Genomic DNA, 17,690 nt, shown 5'->3' on the forward strand with positions numbered 1-17,690 from the left:
CGGCGCCGAACGGCTCGCGGACGGACCTGCCGGGGCTGCTGCCGCCGCAGGTCGCCGGGCCGGACACGGTCCAGCCGGGCGCCGCGCCCGTCCCGCAGACGCGGCTGGTGGCGCCGGTCGCGGCGTCCGAGCGGACCGAGGGCGACCGGATGCTGTGGGTGGCCGGGTCCGCGGCGGTCGTGGGCGCCGCCGCCGCGTTGAACATCAGCCACATCGGACGCCAGATGCGCCGCCGTCCGCGCCGCCGCTGACGCCCCCGCATCCGCTCGTCCGCCTGGACGCCCGCACGGACGACGAACGGCGGTGGCCCCGGTCGTCGGACCGGAGCCACCGCCGTTCTCGTGCGTGGGGCTGGGCGCGTCGTTTCCCGTGCGCCGCTACGCGGGAGGGGCGCCGACGGCGTGCAGGCCGCCGTCCACGTGCAGGATCTCGCCGGTGGTCGCCGGGAACCAGTCCGACAGCAGCGCCACGATCGCCTTCGCGGTGGGCTCGCTGTCCTTGATGTCCCAGCCGAGCGGCGCGGTGCGCGGCCACAGGTCGGTCATCGTCTGGAAGCCGGGGATGCTCTTGGCGGCCATGGTGCCGAGCGGCCCGGCCGCGACCAGGTTCACCCGGACGTTCTGCGGGCCGAGGTACTTGGCCAGGTAGCGGCAGGTGGACTCCAGGCCCGCCTTCGCCACGCCCATCCAGTCGTACACCGGCCACGCCTTGGTGGCGTCGAAGTCGAGCCCGACGACCGACCCGCCGTCCTTCATCAGCGGCAGGCAGGCCATGGTGAGCGACTTCAGCGAGTACGCCGAGGAGTGCACGGCGACCGCGACGTCCTCCCACGGGGTGTCGAGGAAGTTGCCGCCGAGCGCGGTCTGCGGCGCGAAGCCGATCGAGTGGACGACGCCGTCCAGCCGGTCGAAGCCGGCGTCGGCGAGGTTCCCGGCGAGCGCGTCGAGCTGCTCGGCGTTGGTGACGTCCAGCTCGATCACCGGGGGGACGTCGTCGGGGCCGGACGGCAGCCGCTTGGCGGTGCGGGCGGTCAGGGTCGGCCGCGGGTAGGCGGTCAGCGCGACCCGCGCGCCCTGCTCCTGCGCGACCCGCGCGACGTGGAACCCGATCGAGGCGTCCGTGAGGACACCGGTGACCAGGATGTTCTTGCCTTCGAGGATGCCCATCGCGCTCAGTGCCCCATTCCCAGGCCGCCGTCCACCGGGATGACCGCGCCGGTGATGTAGGCGGCGTCGTCGGACGCCAGGAACCCGACGGTCTTGGCGATCTCCTCCGGCCGCGCGGTGCGGCCCAGCGGGATCACGCTCTTGATGGTCTTCTGCTGCTCCTCGGTCAGCGCGGCGGTCATGTCGGTGTCGACGAAGCCGGGCGCGACGACGTTGACGGTGATCCCGCGCGAGCCCAGCTCGCGGGCGAGGGACCGGGCGAAGCCGACCATGCCCGCCTTGGACGCGGCGTAGTTGGCCTGCCCCGCCGAGCCGAGCAGCCCGACCACCGAGGAGACCAGGATGATCCGTCCCTTCCGGGCCCGCATCATGGCCTTCACCGACCGCTTGGCGACCCGGAACGCGCCGGTGAGGTTGGTGTCCACGACGGAGGTGAACGCCTCCTCGCTCATGATGGCCAGGAGGGTGTCCTTGGTGATGCCCGCGTTCGCCACCACCACCTCGACCGGGCCCTGCTCGGCCTCCACCTTCGCGAAGGCGGCGTCCACGTCCTCGGAGCTGGTCACGTCGCAGCGCACCCCGAACAGCCCCTCCGGGGGCTCGCCGGAGCGGTAGGTGACGGCGACCTTGTCACCGGCGGCGGCCAGCTCTCGCGCGATCGCCAGGCCGATGCCCCGGTTCCCGCCCGTCACCAGGACAGAGCGACTCATCTCATGCCTTCCGTTGTCCGCATCACATCGGGCTCGAGCGTATCGACCGCGGCCCCGCCCGCGAGATGTTCCTTCCCGACAAGATCCGGAGGCCGCCTTTGTTCCGGGAGCCGTCCGGAGGCCCCGCCGGACGGCCGGTTCCGGACCCGTCGCGGCACGCCGCGACACCGGTCGGTATCGGCATGATCGAGCAGGCCCCGGCCCGGTAGGTTGAGCAGGGTGCATGACATTGATCCCGCCTTCACCGCACTGCCGCTGCGGGCGCTCGCCGACGCCGCGCTGAGCCGCGCGCGCGAGCTCGGGGCCGAGCACGCCGACGTCCGGGTGGAGCGCGTCCGCACCCAGGACCTGCGGCTGCGCGACGCCGTCCTGGAGACCGCCGCCGACCACAGCGACCTCGGGCTCTCGGTCCGGGTCGTCGCCGGGGGGACGTGGGGCTTCGCCGCCGGAACCGACCTGACCACCGGCGGCGCCGCGGCGCTGGCCGAGCGGGCGGTCGAGGTCGCGCGCGTCGCCGCCCCGGTCAACCGGGAGCCGGTCGAGCTGGCGCCCGAGCCGTCGCACGGGGACGTGACGTGGGTGTCGTCCTACGAGATCGACCCGTTCACCGTCCCCACCCGCGACAAGATCGGGCTGCTGGCCGACTGGAGCCGCCGGCTGCTCGGCGACGCCCGGGTCGACCACGTGGACGCCGCGCTGCTGCAGGTGCGGGAGAACAAGTTCTACGCCGACCTCAACGGGACGGTCACCACCCAGCAGCGGGTCCGGCTGCACCCGGTGGTCGAGGCGACCGGCATCACCGACACCGCGTTCGACACGATGCGGTCGCTGGCGCCGCCCGCCGGACGCGGCTGGGAGTTCCTGGTCGGCGACGTCCACGACTGGGACGCCGAGCTGGCCCGCATCCCCGAGCTGCTGGCCGAGAAGCTGGCCGCGCCGTCGGTGGAGGCGGGCCGCTACGACCTGGTGGTCGACCCGTCCAACCTGTGGCTGACCATCCACGAGTCGATCGGGCACGCCACCGAGCTGGACCGGGCGCTCGGCTACGAGGCCGCCTACGCGGGCACGTCCTTCGCGACCCCCGACCAGCTCGGCACGCTCCGGTACGGGTCGGAGATCATGAACGTGACGGGCGACCGCACCGCCGAGCACGGCCTGGCCACGATCGGGTACGACGACGAGGGCGTGCAGTCACAGGCGTTCGACATCATCTCCGGCGGGGTGCTCACCGGCTACCAGCTGGACCGGCGCATCGCCCGGCTCACCGGCGCCGAGCGGTCCAACGGCTGCGCGTTCGCCGACTCGGCGCTCAGCACCCCCATCCAGCGGATGGCGAACGTGTCGCTGACGGCCGACCCGGACGGCCCCGACACCGAGGGACTGATCGCCGGGGTCGAGGACGGCGTCTACGTCGTCGGCGACAAGTCCTGGTCGATCGACATGCAGCGGTACAACTTCCAGTTCACCGGGCAGCGGTTCTACCGGATCCGCAACGGCCGGCTCGCCGGGCAGGTCCGCGACGTCGCCTACCAGGCCAGCACCACCGAGTTCTGGAACTCGATGGAGGCGGTGGGCGGGCCGTCCACCTACGTGCTGGGCGGCGCGTTCAACTGCGGCAAGGGCCAGCCGGGGCAGGTCGCGCCGGTCAGCCACGGCTGCCCCGCCGCGGTGTTCCGCGGCGTCAACATCCTCAACACGGTCAAGGAGGCGGGCCAGTGAGCGCACTCTCCCCGCAGGAGGCCGTGGAACGGGCCCTCGCCCTGTCCCGCGCCGACGACTGCGTCGTCATCGCCGACGCCACCAGCACCGCGAACCTGCGATGGGCGGGCAACACCCTGACCACCAACGGGGTGTCCCGCGCCGACCGGCTCACCGTGGTCGCGCTGCGCCGCTCCGGCGACGGCGTCGCGGCGGGCGTGGTCTCGCGGTCCGGGGTGGGCCGCGACGACGTCGAGGACGTCGTGCGCGCGGCCGAGGCCGCCGCCGCGTCCGGTGAGCCCGCCGAGGACGCCGCGCCCCTGCTGTCGGGGGAGTCCGGCGACTGGGCCGCGGCGCCCGCCGACACCGGCATCGGCGTCTACGGCGCCGTCGCGCCCGCGCTGGGCGCCGCGTTCGCGGAGGCCGCGGCGGCCGACCAGCGGCTGTACGGGTTCGCCAACCACGTGGTCACCTCGACGTTCGTCGGGTCGTCGGCGGGGCTGCGCGCCCGGCACGACCAGCCCGCCGGGATCCTGGAGCTGAACGCCAAGGGCGCGGGCGGGTCGGCGTGGAACGGCGTCAGCACCCGCGACTTCGCCGACGTGGACGTGTACGCGATGGCGTCGGACCTGACGCGGCGGCTGGCCTGGGGCGAGCGCCGGGTGGACCTGCCCGCCGGACGGTACGAGACGGTGCTGCCGCCGTCCGCGGTGGCCGACCTGATGATCTACCTGTACTGGTCGGCGGCGGCGCGGGACGCCGCCGACGGCGCGACGGTGTTCTCCGCGCCGGGCGGCGGCACCCGGATCGGGGAGAAGCTGGCGAGCCTGCCGGTCCGGCTGTTCAGCGACCCGGCCGCGGCCGGGATCCAGGCCGCGCCGTTCGTGGTGGCGCACGCCTCGGGCCGCACCCAGTCGGTGTTCGACAACGGGCTCCCGCTCGCGGCGACCGACTGGATCAGCGAGGGGACGCTGGCCGCGCTCACCCAGACCCGCCGGTCGGCGGAGGCCACCGGGCTGCCCGTCACGCCGCCGGTGGACAACCTGCTGATGGCCGGGCCGGACGGCGCGGACGCCACGCTGGACGACATGGTCGCCCGCACCGACCGGGGTCTGCTGCTCACGTGCCTGTGGTACATCCGCGAGGTCGAGCCGCAGTCGCTGCTGCTCACCGGCCTCACCCGCGACGGCGTCTACCTGGTGGAGGACGGCGAGGTCGTCGGGGCGGTGAACAACTTCCGGTTCAACGAGAGCCCGGTGGACCTGCTGGGCCGGCTCACCGAGGTGGGCGGGGCCGTCCGGACGCTCCCGCGCGAGTGGTCGGACTACTTCCAGCGGACGTCGATGCCGCCGGTGCGGGTGCCGGACTTCAACATGTCGACGGTCTCCCAGGCGTCCTGAACCGCCCCTCCGGCCCGGCGGCCGGCTCGGTGGCGGGGCTCGGTCGCGGGCTCGGTCGCGGGTCTGGCGGCGGCCTTGGCGCCGGTCGCTGGAACGGCCGGTGGACGGCCGCTGGGCGGTCTGTAGGAGTCGGACGGCAGTGGGTGGGCGGTTCCTTCGCAGGGCCGCCCACCGGTGCGTCCAGAGGGCCTTCGGGGCGTTGAGGTCACGCTTTCGGCGAGGATGAGGCTTTCTTCAGGAACCATTCAGAAACGTCGTCCCGATTTGGCGTGACCTGGTGTCGCCGTTCGCCCATAGGGGGACTAACGTTAAAACGTGAAGGTCAAGCACCAGCGTGTACCGCCGCAGGTCGTGTACACGGTCACCAACGCTCCCCGCCCGCTGTCGGAGGACATCGGCCGCCGCCAGAAGCGGTACCTGCTGTCCATGGGCATCCGCACCGTGTGCTTCCTCGGCGCGGTCTTCAGCGGCATGGCGGGCGCCCCGCTGTGGGTCGTGGGCCTGTTCGTGGTCGGCGCGCTCTTCCTGCCCTACATCAGCGTGGTGGTCGCCAACGGCGGGCGCGAGCCGGTCTCCCGGGCCAAGTTCGACGGCCCCGAAGACCACGGCCGCAATGAGGTTTCCGGACATCGACCAGAAATCGGGTCGTGACATTCCCTTGACTCGGACCAGGGGGTTTCGGTGTACGATTTGTACCGGCGCTCTGGTCCCCCGTCGGGGCGCCCGTGCCGGTGTTCCGGGCCCCCGTCGGAACACCGATGATGCGACGCCGGGTGGATTGCCCCCGTATCCACCCGGCGTCGCTTTTACTTTCTCCAGGCCCTGAACGGGCATCCCCGTGCCGTCCGGCCGGGACGGCCTTGGCCCCCGTGTGGGAGGCCCGGCGACCGTACGGGTGGCCCGGCGGCCGAGATGGGGCCTCACCAGGGACGGAACGCCTGCCGACCGGCACCGCACCCCGTACGGAACGCCTGCCGACCGGCACCGCACCCCGTCTAGCGGCCTCGGGTCCAGGTCGCAAGCACCGGCCCCGGCCGGATCAGGCCAGTGACCGAAACCCCCGGCGGCTGAACTTCCCCGGCGCCAGGCCCGTCTCGCCCGTCTCGTCCGTCCTCAGGGGCTGACGGCGAGGAACAGGAAGCCGGCGAAGACCACCAGGTGCAGTCCGGCCTGGAGCAGCGTCGCCCGGCCCGGCACGACGGTCAGGACGGACACCACGACCGCGACCGCCAGCAGCACCATGTGCACGGGCTCCAGGCCGAGCCTCAGCGGCCCGGACAGCCAGATCGACGCCACCGCGATCACCGGGATCGTCAGGCCGATGCTCGCCAGGGCCGAGCCGAGCGCGAGGTTCAGGCTGATCTGGAGGCGGTCCCGGGCGGCGGCCCGGACCGCCGCGATGGTCTCCGGCAGCAGCACCAGCAGCGCGATCACCACGCCGACCACGGCCTGCGGGAGATTCGCCGAGGCCACCACCGACTCGATCGTCGGGGACTCGACCTTCGCCAACCCGACCACCCCGACCAGGGCCATCAGCAGCAGCCCGAGACTGGTCAGGGTGGCCCGCCCGGACGGCCGCGCGGCGTGCTCCTTCTCCTCGACGGCCTCCCCGCTGCCCCGCGCCACCGGCAGGAAGTAGTCGCGGTGCCGGACGGTCTGGGTGAGCACGAACAGCCCGTACAGGACCACCGACGCCACCGCCGCGAAGGCCAGCTGCGGAGGGCTGAACTCGTTGCGGGCGCGGCTGGTGGTGAAGGTCGGCAGGACCAGGCTGAGGGTCGCCAGGGTGACGACGGTGGCGAGGGCGCCGCCCGCGCCCTCGGCGTTGAAGACCACCGTGTGCCGGCGGAGGACCCCGACCAGCAGCGAGATCCCGACGATCCCCGTCGTCGTGATCATCACCGCGGCGAACACGGTGTCCCGGGCGAGGGTGGCGGCCTTGCCGCCGGAGCCGGAGACCATCATGCTGACGATCAGCGCGACCTCGATGACGGTCACCGCGACGGCGAGCACCAGGGAGCCGAACGGCTCGCCGACCCGGTGCGCGACCACCTCCGCGTGGTGCACGGCGGCGAGCACCGCCCCGGCCATCAGCAGGCCCACCAGCCCCGCCACCGGGTACGACAGCGCGCGCCCCCAGGTGGCGAGGAGCGCCAGCAGCCCCAGCCACGGCATCACCCCCGTCCAGGTGATCCTTCGCCCTGCGACAGCGATCATGTACGCATCGTGCCCGCTCCTCCCTCGCGTGCACCCGTGTCCGCCCTGCTGGTCAGGGGTTTTACGGCTTTCGTCCAGTAAATTTTCCGGCTCGCCGACCGGCCCGCCCCCTCCCCGGACCCGCGTGCGCCGGCCGCCTCCGGCCGTTACTAGAATCCTGTTCGAGAAGTTCCGGCGTTCCGCCGGCAGACACCCAAGAGCCGCCGAGAGAGGGGCCGCGCAGTGCGCCGTACGCTGTTCAACGAGGACCACGAGGCGTTCCGGGAGACCATCCGGGCGTTCATCGACGCCGAGGTCGCGCCGCGCTACGAGGACTGGGAGGCCGCCGGCCACCCGCCGCGCGAGTTCTACAACCAGCTCGGCGAGCTGGGCGTGTTCGGCATCCAGGTCCCCGAGGAGTACGGCGGGGCGGGCGAGACCAGCTTCAAGTACCAGGCCGTCATCGCCGAGGAGTGCGCCCGCGCCGGGGTGAGCTTCGGCGGGTACAGCGTGCACGTCAACCTCTGCCTGCCCTACCTGCTGAAGTACGCCGACGAGGAGCAGAAGAAGCGGTGGCTGCCGCCGTTCGTCTCCGGCGACGCCATGTTCGCGATCGCGATGACCGAGCCCGGCACCGGCTCGGACCTGGCGGGCATCGCCACCACCGCCCGTCGCGACGGCGACCACTACATCCTGAACGGCGCCAAGACCTTCATCACCGGCGGCGTGCTCGCCGACCGCGTGCTGGTCGTCGCGCGCACCTCCCCCGCGTCCCCGGAGAACCGCCGGGCGGGCCTGTCGATCCTGGTCGTGGACACCAAGAGCGAGGGCTACTCGGTCGGACGGAAGCTGGAGAAGATCGGGCTGCGCTCGTCCGACACCGCCGAGCTGTCCTTCGTGGACGTCCGCGTGCCGGTGGAGGACCTGCTCGGCGAGGAGGGCCGGGGCTTCGAGTACCTGACCCACAACCTGGCCGAGGAGCGCCTCGGCATCGCGCTCAGCTCCTACGCCTCGGCCGCCGCCGCCGTGGACTTCGCCAAGGACTACGTCCAGCAGCGGCAGGTGTTCGGTAAGACCGTGTCGTCCTTCCAGAACACCAAGTTCGTGCTGGCCGAGTGCCAGACCGAGGTGGAGGCGGCCCGCTCGCTGGTGGACCGCTGCATCGAGGCCCTGGACGCCGGGGAGCTCACCCCCGCGGACGCGGCCGTCGCCAAGCTGTTCTGCACCGAGGTGCAGGCCCGCGTGGTGGACAAGTGCCTGCAGCTGCACGGCGGCTACGGCTACATCCTGGAGTACCCCATCGCCCGCCTGTACGCCGACGCGCGCGTCACGCGCATCTACGGCGGCACCAGCGAGGTCCTCAAGACGATCATCGCCAAGGACATGAAGGTCTGACCGGCCGAGCCCCTGGGAAAACGGAACCGGGCGCGTCCGGCAAGGGACGCGCCCGGGTCCTGAAGGCAGGTGGCGAGGAGAGCGAGAGGACTAGGGCATAAGAGGTGAGAAGGAAGCCCCCTCATGGCCTCACCGCGATCACGCTAACACTCAGACCGGGATGAGGTCACGCAGGTTTTCCGGCGTGATCGTCCGCGTCCCCTCCGGCAGGCCGTCGGGGCGTTCCAGGCCCAGGTAGGTGACCGGACGGCCGTCCCCGGCGACCGGCGACGAACCGTCCCAGCGGACGACCTCGGCGCCCCGGCCCGCCATCAGCTCCACCAGGTGCCCGACCGTGAGGTACTCGCGGTCCACGAAGGCGCGCAGCAGGGCCGTGACGCTGACGTGGCTGCTCTCGACCTGGTTGTAGGCGGGGCTGCCCGTCAGGTAGAGGTGCAGCCAGCGGGCCGTCCAGGTGCCGTCCTCGTTCCGTTGGAAGACCAGCGGCAGCGCGACCCGGCCGGGACCGCGCAGATCGGACTTCATGCGGACGGTGTGCGGCTCGTACGGACGGCCCTCCTGCTCGGGGTCGCGGGTCATGTAGCCGAAGAACGACTCCTCGACGTAGTCGAACCCCTCACCCCCGTAGATGTGCACCTGCGGCAGCACGTAGGTGCGCTCGAACCGTCCGAGACGGAGGTCGATGAACTCGCTCGCGCCCTCCGGGGCGTTGGTGATGTCGCCGGAGTGCGCGCCCGCCCCGTCCCTGAGGTTGGTGAACGAGATCCAGGCCGGGGAGTCGAAGCCGCTGGACAGCATGAGCGCGGAGAGGTCGTAGTCGGTCATCGCGCCGCGCTGCCGCCAGTACATGAAGAACCGCAGCACCTCGCCCTCGACGCGCGAGCGCGAGCCGCGCGGCAGGACGGCGAAGCCCCCGGCGGCGGCCCGGCCGCTGAGCGGGAGCGCCACGTCCAGCATGTCCGGGTCGACGAGCAGCCGGCCCTCGGCGGGCAGGCGGCGCGCGACCTCGGCGTCGAGCAGGGCGGTGAGGCGCTCGCGCACCGGCGCGGGGACGGGACCACGGGTCTCCGGGGCCGCCCAGGCGCGGCCGCGGCGGTTCACGAACACACGCTGCGGGCGGTTCCGCTCGGCCTTGCTCTTCCGCTTCGCCCTCCGGTCGTCCGGGGCGTCCTCGACGTCCGGGGCGGCGGGCTTCGCGCGGTTGGCCAGGTGCTCGCGGACGGACAGCAGCACGCGCCCGGACACGTCCTTCGCGGTGCGCTCGGCGGCGGTGAGGACGGCCTCCTGCTCGCCGGGGAGCAGCGGCATGCGCAGGAGCCGGTCCAGCGCGCGGAACAGGCGTCCGGGCATGGTGGCCAGCAGCTCGACCGCGCCGAGGACGTCGCCTGCCGCGAGCAGCGCCTCGATCCGGGCGTCCGGGGTCGGCGCGGGCTTGTCTCCGCGCGCGACGGCGAACACGTCGGCGGCGTGCGGCCAGCGCGGGTACTCGTGCGGGTGCAGCCGCTCGCCGAGGCGCTTCCAGCGCTCGGCGTGGACGCCGGTGTCGGCGAGCTTGGCGGGGTTCCCGGCGACGACCCGGTCCAGGCCGCCGAGCAGCGCGCGGCGGGTCCGGCGCGGGAAGGCGGGGAAGCGGGTCGGCTCCTGGAGGGTGACGTCGCCGCCCGCGAGCGCGCAGGCGAGGCGCAGCACGTCGGTGACGGTGTCGAGCAGCGGTTCGCCGCCCGCCTCGAGGCGCGCGCGGTTGATGACGGCGCGGATCTCCCGCACCGGGATCTGCTCCGGCTGCGGTCCGTGCACGCAGTGCTCGGCGAGGACGGCGAGGTCGCGGGCGTCGTCCTCGTTCAGCGGGGTGCCGCTCCCGCCGAGCGCGAGGTACAGGCGGGTGGCCTCGGTCTCCAGGTCGCCGCCGAGGTGCAGGACGGTCACCCGGTCGCGGGCGGACGCGACCAGTTCGCCGTGCCGGGCCAGCATCTGCTCGTAGGTGTGCTGGTAGGACCCGTAGGTGGGGAGCGTCAGCAGGTCGAGCGCGCCCTCGCTGAGCGCGGTCTCGGCCTTGTCCCGGTCGGCGGGGTCGGAGAACGCCGCGCGCACGCAGTCCATCCAGAACTCGAAGGTGTCCGGGACGTTGCGCGGGAAGTCGATGAAGTAGGCGTTGTGCCGGACGTGGTCGCCGACCATCTCCCGGACGGTCGCGAGCGTCCGCACGGCGAGGCTCACCACGGTCTGGGCGTCCAGCCGGGACAGGGCGGCGAGCAGGTCGCCGGACAGCTTGAACCCAGCGGCCATCAGCGCGGCGTCGAAGCGCCGCGCCATGCCCGCGCCGTCCCCGGACTGGCCGTCCCCGGACTGGCCGTCCCCGGCGGGACCGGGCGGGAGCGGGACGCGCCGGGTGTGGCGGACGACGAGGGCCTCCAGGTCGGTCTTCATCCGGACATGGTGGCAAACCGGGCCCGGCTAGACCATCGGGTTTTCCAGCTGCCCGCGCAGCACCCGCGGGGCCTCGGCGAGGGACGGCCCGTACCAGGTGAGGTGGCGTCCGCTGACGAGCGCGCAGGGGACGCCGGGGAACGCCTCGGGGCCGTCCTCGGCGGTGAAGGCGTACGGCTCGTCCGGCAGGACGACCAGATCCGGCCGCGCCGCGTTCAGCTCGCCGACCGGGACCTTCGGGTACCGCTCGGGATGGTCGGCGTAGAGGTTCTCCACGTCGAGGCGGCGCAGGACGTCGCCGGTGAAGGTGTCGCGTCCGACGACCATCCACGGCCGCCGCCACACCGGGATGACCGCGCGCAGCGGCGGCGACGCGGGCTCGACGGACGCCCAGGCCCGTTCGGCCTCATCCAGCCAGGCCGGGACGTCCAGCCCGCAGCCCTCGGTGAGCATCGCTCGGAGCTGGGTGAACGCGTCGTCCACGGTGCGGATGTCGGTGACCCAGACGCGCAGCCCGGCCGCGCGGAGCAGGTCGAGGTCGGGGGCGCGGTTCTCCTCGGCGTTGGCGAGCACGATGTCCGGCTTGAGCGCCCGGACGGCCTCCAGGTCGGGGTTCTTGGTGCCGCGCACCCGCGTGACGTCGAGGTCGGCGGGATGGCTGCACCAGTCGGTCGCCCCGACCAGGGCGCCGGGTGCCGTCGCCGCGACCGACTCGGTCAGCGACGGCACCAGCGACACGACCCGGATGTCGGCGGGCACGGCCGTCCCGTCCTCAGACGTTGCGGCGGTACTGGCCGCCGACCTCGAAGAACGCGTCGGTGATCTGCTGGAGGCTGCACACGCGCGCCGCGTCCATCAGCACCGCGAACACGTTCTCGCCGGACCGGGCCGCCCGCTTCAGCTCGGCGAGGGCCGCCTCGGACTCCGCGCGGTGGGCGTCCTGGAAGCCGCGGACGCGGTCGAGCTGCGAGCGCTTCTCCTCCTCGGTCGCGCGGGCGAGCTCCAGCGGCTTGCCGCCCTCCTGCGCACCGTCCGGCCCGCGGAAGGTGTTGACGCCGACGATGGGCAGCGACCCGTCGTGCTTGCGCTGCTCGTACAGCATCGACTCGTCCTGGATCCGGCCGCGCTGGTAGCCGGTCTCCATCGCGCCGAGCACGCCGCCGCGCTCGCTGATCCGGTCGAACTCGGCGAGGACGGCCTCCTCGACCAGGTCGGTCAGCTCGTCGATGACGAACGATCCCTGCAGCGGGTTCTCGTTCATCGCCAGGCCCCACTCCCGGTTGATGATGAGCTGGATCGCCAGGGCGCGGCGGACGGACTCGGCGGTCGGGGTGGTGACGGCCTCGTCGTAGGCGTTGGTGTGCAGGCTGTTGCAGTTGTCGTAGATCGCGATGAGGGCCTGCAGCGTCGTCCGGATGTCGTTGAAGTTCATCTCCTGCGCGTGCAGGGACCGGCCCGACGTCTGGACGTGGTACTTGAGCTTCTGGCTGCGCTCGTTGGCTCCGTAGCGCTCGCGCATGGCCACGGCCCAGATGCGGCGGGCGACGCGTCCGATGACGCTGTACTCGGGGTCCATGCCGTTGGAGAAGAAGAACGACAGGTTCGGCGCGAAGTCGTCGATGTCCATGCCCCGCGCCAGGTAGGACTCGACGTAGGTGAACCCGTTGGCCAGGGTGAACGCGAGCTGGCTGATGGGGTTCGCCCCGGCCTCGGCGATGTGGTAGCCGGAGATCGACACCGAGTAGAAGTTGCGGACGCCGTGGTCGATGAACCACTGCTGGATGTCGCCCATCATCCGCAGGCTGAACTCGGTGGAGAAGATGCAGGTGTTCTGACCCTGGTCCTCCTTGAGGATGTCGGCCTGAACGGTCCCGCGGACGGTCGTCAGCACCCGCGCGCGGATCTCGGCGGCCTCGTCCGGCGACGGCTCGCGGCCGTGCTCGGCGCGGAAGGCGTCGAGGCCCTGGTCGATCGCGGTGTTGAGGAAGAACGCCAGGATCGTCGGCGCCGGGCCGTTGATCGTCATCGACACCGAGGTGGTCGGCGAGGCGAGGTCGAAGCCGTCGTAGAGCGCCTTCATGTCGTCCAGCGTCGCGACCGACACCCCGGACGTGCCGACCTTGCCGTACACGTCGGGCCGCTCGTCGGGGTCGCGGCCGTACAGCGTCACCGAGTCGAACGCGGTGGACAGGCGGGTCGCGGGCTGGCCCTCGCTGAGCAGCTTGAACCGGCGGTTGGTGCGGAACGGGTCGCCCTCGCCCGCGAACATGCGGGCCGGGTCCTCGTTGTCGCGCTTGAACGGGAACACCCCGGCGGTGAACGGGAACCGGCCGGGCAGGTTCTCGCGGCGCAGGAAGCGCAGCAGCTCGCCGTGGTCCTCGTAGCGGGGCAGCGCGACGCGCGGGATGCGGTTGCCCGACAGCGACTCGCGGGTCAGCGCCGTGCGGATCTCCCGGTCCCGGACGCGGACGACCTGCTCGTCGCCGGAGTACGCCTCGACGGTCGCGGGCCACTGGGCGATCAGCTCGGCGGCCTCGGGGGCGACGGCGCGGCGCGCCTCCTCCGTCTTGGCGTCGATCTCGGCGGTGTCGGTGAGCTCGGCGCGGACCAGCTCGAACCGCTGCGCGCGCCGGACGGCCGCGACCTGCTTCTCGGTCTCGGCGTGGTAGCCGCGGACGGTGTCGGCGATGTCCGACAGGTAGCGGACGCGGCCCGGCGGGATGATCTGCGCGGCGCCGGTGGAGACCTTGGTGGCCGCCTCGGGCAGCGTCCCCTCCGCGAGCCGCAGGCCGTGCTCGGCGAGCCGTCCGGCCAGGTGCTGGTAGAGGGCCGTGACGCCGTCGTCGTTGAAGGTGGCGGCGCTGGTGCCGAACACCGGCATGTCCTCGGGCCGCGAGCCGAACGCCTCGCGGTTGCGGACGAGCTGCCGGGACACGTCGCGCAGCGCGTCCGCCGCGCCGCGCCGCTCGAACTTGTTGATCGCCACGACGTCCGCGAAGTCCAGCATGTCGATCTTCTCGAGCTGGGACGCGGCGCCGAACTCCGGCGTCATCACGTACAGCGAGACGTCGACCAGCGGCACGACCGCGGCGTCGCCCTGGCCGATGCCGGGCGTCTCCAGGATGACCAGGTCGTAGCCAGCGGCCTTGACCGCGGCGATCATGTCCTCGGCGTGCTCGGGCAGCTCGCGCGCGCCGCGGGTGGCCAGCGAGCGGAAGAACACGCGGTCGCCGTCCAGGGAGTTCATCCGGATGCGGTCGCCGAGCAGCGCGCCGCCGCCGCGCCGCCGGGTCGGGTCGACGGCGAGGACCGCGACGCGCAGCTTGTCCTGCTGGTCGGCGCGCAGCCGCCGGACCAGCTCGTCGGTGAGCGAGGACTTGCCGGAGCCTCCGGTGCCGGTGATGCCGAGCACCGGGACCTGCCGGGAGGCCGCCGCCTCGCGCAGCGCGCCGATGCCGTCGTAGCGGCCGGCCTGCAGGCAGGTGAGCGCGCGGGCAAGGGCGCGGCGGTCGCCGGCCAGCACCTCGTCCACCCCCGACGGCTCGGCCGCCAGGTCCACGTCGGCGTCCCGGACCAGCTCGTTGATCATTCCGGGCAGGCCGAGGCGCTGGCCGTCCTCGGGGGAGAAGATCCGCACGCCGGCGTCCGCCAGCCGCGCGATCTCCTCGTGGACGATCACTCCCCCGCCGCCGCCGAACACCCTCACGTGCTCGGCCCCGGCCTCCTTCAGGCTGCGCGCCAGGTACTCGAAGTACTCGACGTGGCCGCCCTGGTAGGAGCTGATCGCCACGCCCTGGGCGTCCTCCTCCAGGACGGCGTCCACGACCTCGCGCACCGACCGGTCGTGCCCGAGGTGCACGACCTCGGCGCCCTGCGCCTGCAGGATGCGCCGCATGATGTTGATGGCCGCGTCGTGCCCGTCGAACAGGGCGGCCGCCGTGACGAACCGCACCGGGTGCACCGGCACGTGCAGCGATCCCGACATCAGAACTCCTTGGACATCCAATATTTAGAAGTTAAAGTAATAACCGTGGGCGAATCAGTCAAGACCCGCGGAGTGCCGTACGGTGGCCCCGTGACCGGCACGGACTCCCTCGACCCCATCGCCGAGGCGCACCGCCAGTGGAGCGCCCGGTGGCCCGGCCACGCCGACCAGATGGCGGCCGTGACCTCGGTGATGCGCGCCCAGCAGCTGCTGCTCGGCCGGATCGAGGCGGTGCTGAAGCCGTTCGGGCTGACCTTCGCCGCCTACGAGGCGCTGCGCCTGCTCGCCTTCACCCGCACCGGCACGCTCCCGATGGGCAAGATGGGCCAGCGGCTCATGGTGCACGCCGCCTCGGTCACCAACGTGATCGGACGGCTCGAACGGCGCGGCCTGGTGGGCCGCGCCCCCTCCCCCGACGACCGCCGCGTGGTGCTCGCGACGATCACCGCCGACGGCCGCGAGCTGGCCGAGGCCGCCACCGCCGCGCTGCACGACGCCGACTTCGGGATGCCCGGCCTCTCCCCCGCCCAGGCGGCGGCGATCACCGCCGCGCTGCGCGCCGTCCGCGCGTCGGCGGGCGACCTCCCCGCCGAGGAGGTCCCGCTCGCGGAGGACACGCCCCTGGCCGACGACACGCCCCTGGCGGAGGACGCGCCGCTCCCCTGGCGCGCGACCACGGAACGGCGTCCGTGAGCGGAGGCGTCCGGGGACGGCTGCGTGCGGAGGCGGAGGCGGAGGCCGAGGCGGAGGCGGAGGCCGAGGCGGAGGCGTCCCGGGGTGGCGGAGGCGGCCGGGACGGCGGCTGAGGGGCGGCGGCACGTGTGGGGCGGCGGCTTCAAGGCGGCGTTCGGGCGGCGTCCCCGGAGGCCGTCAACGCGGAACGGCCGCGCCCCCGGAGCGGGGCACGGCCGTTCGGACGTGTGGAGGACGGTCGGGGCTCAGCCGTCCCAGCGGGCGCCGGTGAGGCGTTCGTACACCTCGACGTAGCGGGCGCGGGTGGCGTCCACGACCTCGGCCGGGATCTCCGGGCCGGGCGCGGTGCGGTCCCAGTCGAGGGTGGCCGACCAGTCGCGGACGAACTGCTTGTCGAGGGAGTCCTGCGTGCGGCCCGGCTCGTACCGGTCCGCCGGCCAGAACCGGGACGAGTCGGGCGTCAGCACCTCGTCGCCGAGGACGAGCGTCCCGTCGGCGGCGCGACCGAACTCCAGCTTGGTGTCGGCGATGATGATGCCCCGGTCGAGCGCGAGCGCCGCGCCGCGCCGGTACACCTCCAGGGTCGTCTCGCGCAGCTCGGCGGCGGTGTCCGCGCCGATCTCGGCGACCACGTCGGCGTAGGTGATGAACTCGTCGTGGCCCACGGTGGCCTTGGTGGTCGGGGTGAAGATCGGCTCGGGCAGCCGGTCCGACTCGACCAGGCCCGGCGGCAGCTCGACGCCCGAGACCGCGCCGTCCTTCTGGTACTGCTTCAGGCCGAGGCCGGTGAGGTAGCCGCGCGCGATCCACTCGACGGGCAGCATCGTGAGGCGCCGGACGCGGATGGCCCGGCCGGCGAACTCGGCGGGCACGTCGGTCGCGGAGATGACGTGGTTGGGCACGACGTCCGCGAGCTGCTCGAACCACCACAGCGAGAGCCGCGTGAGGATCTTCCCCTTGTCGGGGACCTCGGTCGGCAGCACCACGTCGTACACGCTCACCCGGTCGGTGGCGACCAGGACCAGGTCGTCCCCGTCGGCGTAGACGTCGCGGACCTTGCCCGAGTGGATCAGTTCCATGCGGATCGTTGCCTCAGCTCTCGTTTCCCCAGGTCGTCCGGCGGCCGGTGAGGGCCGTCCCGCGACCAGGAGTGTACTGGGACGCCCCGGACGCGGGCGCCCGGGGCGTCCCCGCGATCACTTCGGCCGGCTCTCGCCCGGCAGCGTGTCGGTCCACCCGGCGATGATCGAGACCGTGCGCCCTGGCTCCATGAAGAGCTGGGAGCCGTCGCTCGCGATGAAGGTGCCGGAGTCGCGCAGCCTGCCGGTGGCCGGGTCGAGCACCACGTCCATCCCCTTGGGGTCGAAGAGCACCGGCATGTTCAGCCGCACCCCGCCCGCGGTCCGGCCGAGGCTCCTCACCTCGGGGGCCTGCGCCAGGGCGCGGAAGGCCGCCGCGCGCACCTTCCCGGTGACCGGCGACTGCGTCGACAGCACGAACAGGTCGTTCAGCACCTCGATCCGCCGGCCCCCCGCGTCCAGCTCGCCCCCGCCCGTCCGGATGTGCGCGTCCTCGACGTACCGGGTCATCCGGGCGACCAGCGCCCCGGGGTCGGACGGCAGCGCGCGAAGCTCCTCGAACGTCAGCCTGGGCCCGCCGACGATGAAGCCGGACTCCTGCTTGGGAGCGAACCACGGCTTCCAGCCGCTCTTCAGACCGCTCGAGTAGTGGCGTCCGTCGCGCCGGAACCACTGGTCGTAACTGTCGTTCCTGACCACCACGCCCTGCGCGTCGTGGGTGATCACGCGGAGGTGCCAGTATTTGCCGATGCGTTCCGGCGCCTGGGACGCGCTGTCGGCGGCGGCGAGGAACACCTGGCGGGCGCTGACCGGGGCGGCCGCCGGGGACGGTCCTCCCCCGTGCGCGGACGGGCCGCCGTGCCGTGGGGACGCGCCGACCGAGCCGGTCGCGACGGCGATCGCGACGGCTGCGGCCGCCACTCCGGCCGTGAGGCCGGTGC

At 73.0% G+C, this 17,690-nt stretch carries 14 protein-coding genes; 6 read left to right on the forward strand and 8 right to left on the reverse strand.

Features of this window, described 5'->3' with window-relative positions:
* Positions 1–251: hypothetical protein (locus tag DZF91_RS39385; protein WP_199486384.1), on the forward strand; the 251-nt coding region annotated here is incomplete at its 5' end.
* 126 nt (positions 252–377) lie between these two features.
* Here DZF91_RS39385 and fabI read toward each other — a convergent pair.
* Positions 378–1,166 (reverse strand): enoyl-ACP reductase FabI, encoded by a 789-nt coding sequence (gene fabI, locus DZF91_RS03545; RefSeq protein ID WP_117356066.1) that lies wholly within the window; start codon positions 1,164–1,166, stop codon positions 378–380.
* A 5-nt stretch (positions 1,167–1,171) separates the two neighbouring features.
* A complete protein-coding gene (fabG, locus tag DZF91_RS03550; RefSeq protein ID WP_117356067.1) occupies positions 1,172–1,876 on the reverse strand; it encodes a 3-oxoacyl-[acyl-carrier-protein] reductase in 705 nt (234 codons plus the stop codon).
* Positions 1,877–2,095: 219 nt separating this feature from the next.
* Here fabG and DZF91_RS03555 point away from each other — a divergent pair, with 219 nt between their 5' ends.
* The 3 genes from DZF91_RS03555 to DZF91_RS03565 all read left to right on the forward strand — a co-directional run bounded on the left by DZF91_RS03555 (position 2,096) and on the right by DZF91_RS03565 (position 5,625).
* Entirely contained in the window at positions 2,096–3,595 is a 1,500-nt protein-coding gene (locus tag DZF91_RS03555; protein WP_117356068.1) for a TldD/PmbA family protein, read from the forward strand.
* On the forward strand, positions 3,592–4,974 hold the full coding sequence (locus DZF91_RS03560) for a metallopeptidase TldD-related protein (RefSeq protein ID WP_117356069.1): 1,383 nt from the start codon (positions 3,592–3,594) through the stop codon (positions 4,972–4,974). The genes DZF91_RS03555 and DZF91_RS03560 overlap by 4 nt, the downstream gene beginning before the upstream one ends.
* Positions 4,975–5,289: 315 nt before the next feature.
* Complete coding sequence (locus DZF91_RS03565) at positions 5,290–5,625, forward strand: DUF3099 domain-containing protein (RefSeq protein WP_117356070.1); 336 nt, start codon at positions 5,290–5,292, stop codon at positions 5,623–5,625.
* Positions 5,626–6,087: 462 nt separating this feature from the next.
* Here DZF91_RS03565 and DZF91_RS03570 read toward each other — a convergent pair whose 3' ends face one another.
* Complete coding sequence (locus DZF91_RS03570; protein ID WP_117356071.1) at positions 6,088–7,191, reverse strand: calcium:proton antiporter; 1,104 nt, start codon at positions 7,189–7,191, stop codon at positions 6,088–6,090.
* Between the two features lie 222 nt (positions 7,192–7,413).
* On the opposite strand from DZF91_RS03570, the gene DZF91_RS03575 reads away from it, so the two are divergent.
* Positions 7,414–8,565 (forward strand): acyl-CoA dehydrogenase family protein, encoded by a 1,152-nt coding sequence (locus DZF91_RS03575; protein ID WP_117356072.1) that lies wholly within the window; start codon positions 7,414–7,416, stop codon positions 8,563–8,565.
* Between the two features lie 150 nt (positions 8,566–8,715).
* Here DZF91_RS03575 and DZF91_RS03580 read toward each other — a convergent pair whose 3' ends face one another.
* Genes DZF91_RS03580 through icmF form a run of 3 tightly spaced genes read right to left on the reverse strand, consistent with a single transcriptional unit; the run spans position 8,716 to position 14,977 of the window.
* Positions 8,716–10,992 carry a TerD family protein gene (locus DZF91_RS03580; protein WP_117356073.1) on the reverse strand — a complete coding sequence of 759 codons (2,277 nt, stop codon included), beginning with the start codon at positions 10,990–10,992 and terminating at the stop codon, positions 8,716–8,718.
* A 27-nt stretch (positions 10,993–11,019) separates the two neighbouring features.
* Positions 11,020–11,751 (reverse strand): helical backbone metal receptor, encoded by a 732-nt coding sequence (locus tag DZF91_RS03585; protein WP_199486385.1) that lies wholly within the window; start codon positions 11,749–11,751, stop codon positions 11,020–11,022.
* A gap of 13 nt (positions 11,752–11,764) precedes the next feature.
* Entirely contained in the window at positions 11,765–14,977 is a 3,213-nt protein-coding gene (icmF, locus tag DZF91_RS03590) for a fused isobutyryl-CoA mutase/GTPase IcmF (protein WP_117356074.1), read from the reverse strand.
* Positions 14,978–15,049: 72 nt separating this feature from the next.
* On the opposite strand from icmF, the gene DZF91_RS03595 reads away from it, so the two are divergent.
* Positions 15,050–15,670 (forward strand): MarR family transcriptional regulator, encoded by a 621-nt coding sequence (locus DZF91_RS03595; RefSeq protein WP_117356075.1) that lies wholly within the window; start codon positions 15,050–15,052, stop codon positions 15,668–15,670.
* Positions 15,671–15,915: 245 nt separating this feature from the next.
* Here DZF91_RS03595 and DZF91_RS03605 read toward each other — a convergent pair whose 3' ends face one another.
* Positions 15,916–16,749 carry a phosphoribosylaminoimidazolesuccinocarboxamide synthase gene (locus DZF91_RS03605; RefSeq protein ID WP_117356076.1) on the reverse strand — a complete coding sequence of 278 codons (834 nt, stop codon included), beginning with the start codon at positions 16,747–16,749 and terminating at the stop codon, positions 15,916–15,918.
* Between the two features lie 117 nt (positions 16,750–16,866).
* Positions 16,867–17,690: hypothetical protein (locus DZF91_RS03610; protein ID WP_207661881.1), on the reverse strand; the 824-nt coding region annotated here is incomplete at its 5' end.

The sequence above is a fragment of the Actinomadura logoneensis genome, from assembly GCF_003428695.1.
GTDB lineage: Bacteria > Actinomycetota > Actinomycetes > Streptosporangiales > Streptosporangiaceae > Spirillospora > Spirillospora logoneensis.

What these genes read in the sequence shown, in the direction of transcription:
- fabI (WP_117356066.1), bottom strand. Translation starts at nt 1,166, where the DNA reads ATGGGCATCCTCGAAGGCAAGAACATCCTGGTCACCGGTGTCCTCACG.
- fabG (WP_117356067.1), bottom strand. Translation starts at nt 1,876, where the DNA reads ATGAGTCGCTCTGTCCTGGTGACGGGCGGGAACCGGGGCATCGGCCTG.
- DZF91_RS03570 (WP_117356071.1), bottom strand. Translation starts at nt 7,191, where the DNA reads ATGATCGCTGTCGCAGGGCGAAGGATCACCTGGACGGGGGTGATGCCG.
- DZF91_RS03580 (WP_117356073.1), bottom strand. Translation starts at nt 10,992, where the DNA reads ATGAAGACCGACCTGGAGGCCCTCGTCGTCCGCCACACCCGGCGCGTC.
- icmF (WP_117356074.1), bottom strand. Translation starts at nt 14,977, where the DNA reads ATGTCGGGATCGCTGCACGTGCCGGTGCACCCGGTGCGGTTCGTCACG.
- DZF91_RS03605 (WP_117356076.1), bottom strand. Translation starts at nt 16,749, where the DNA reads ATGGAACTGATCCACTCGGGCAAGGTCCGCGACGTCTACGCCGACGGG.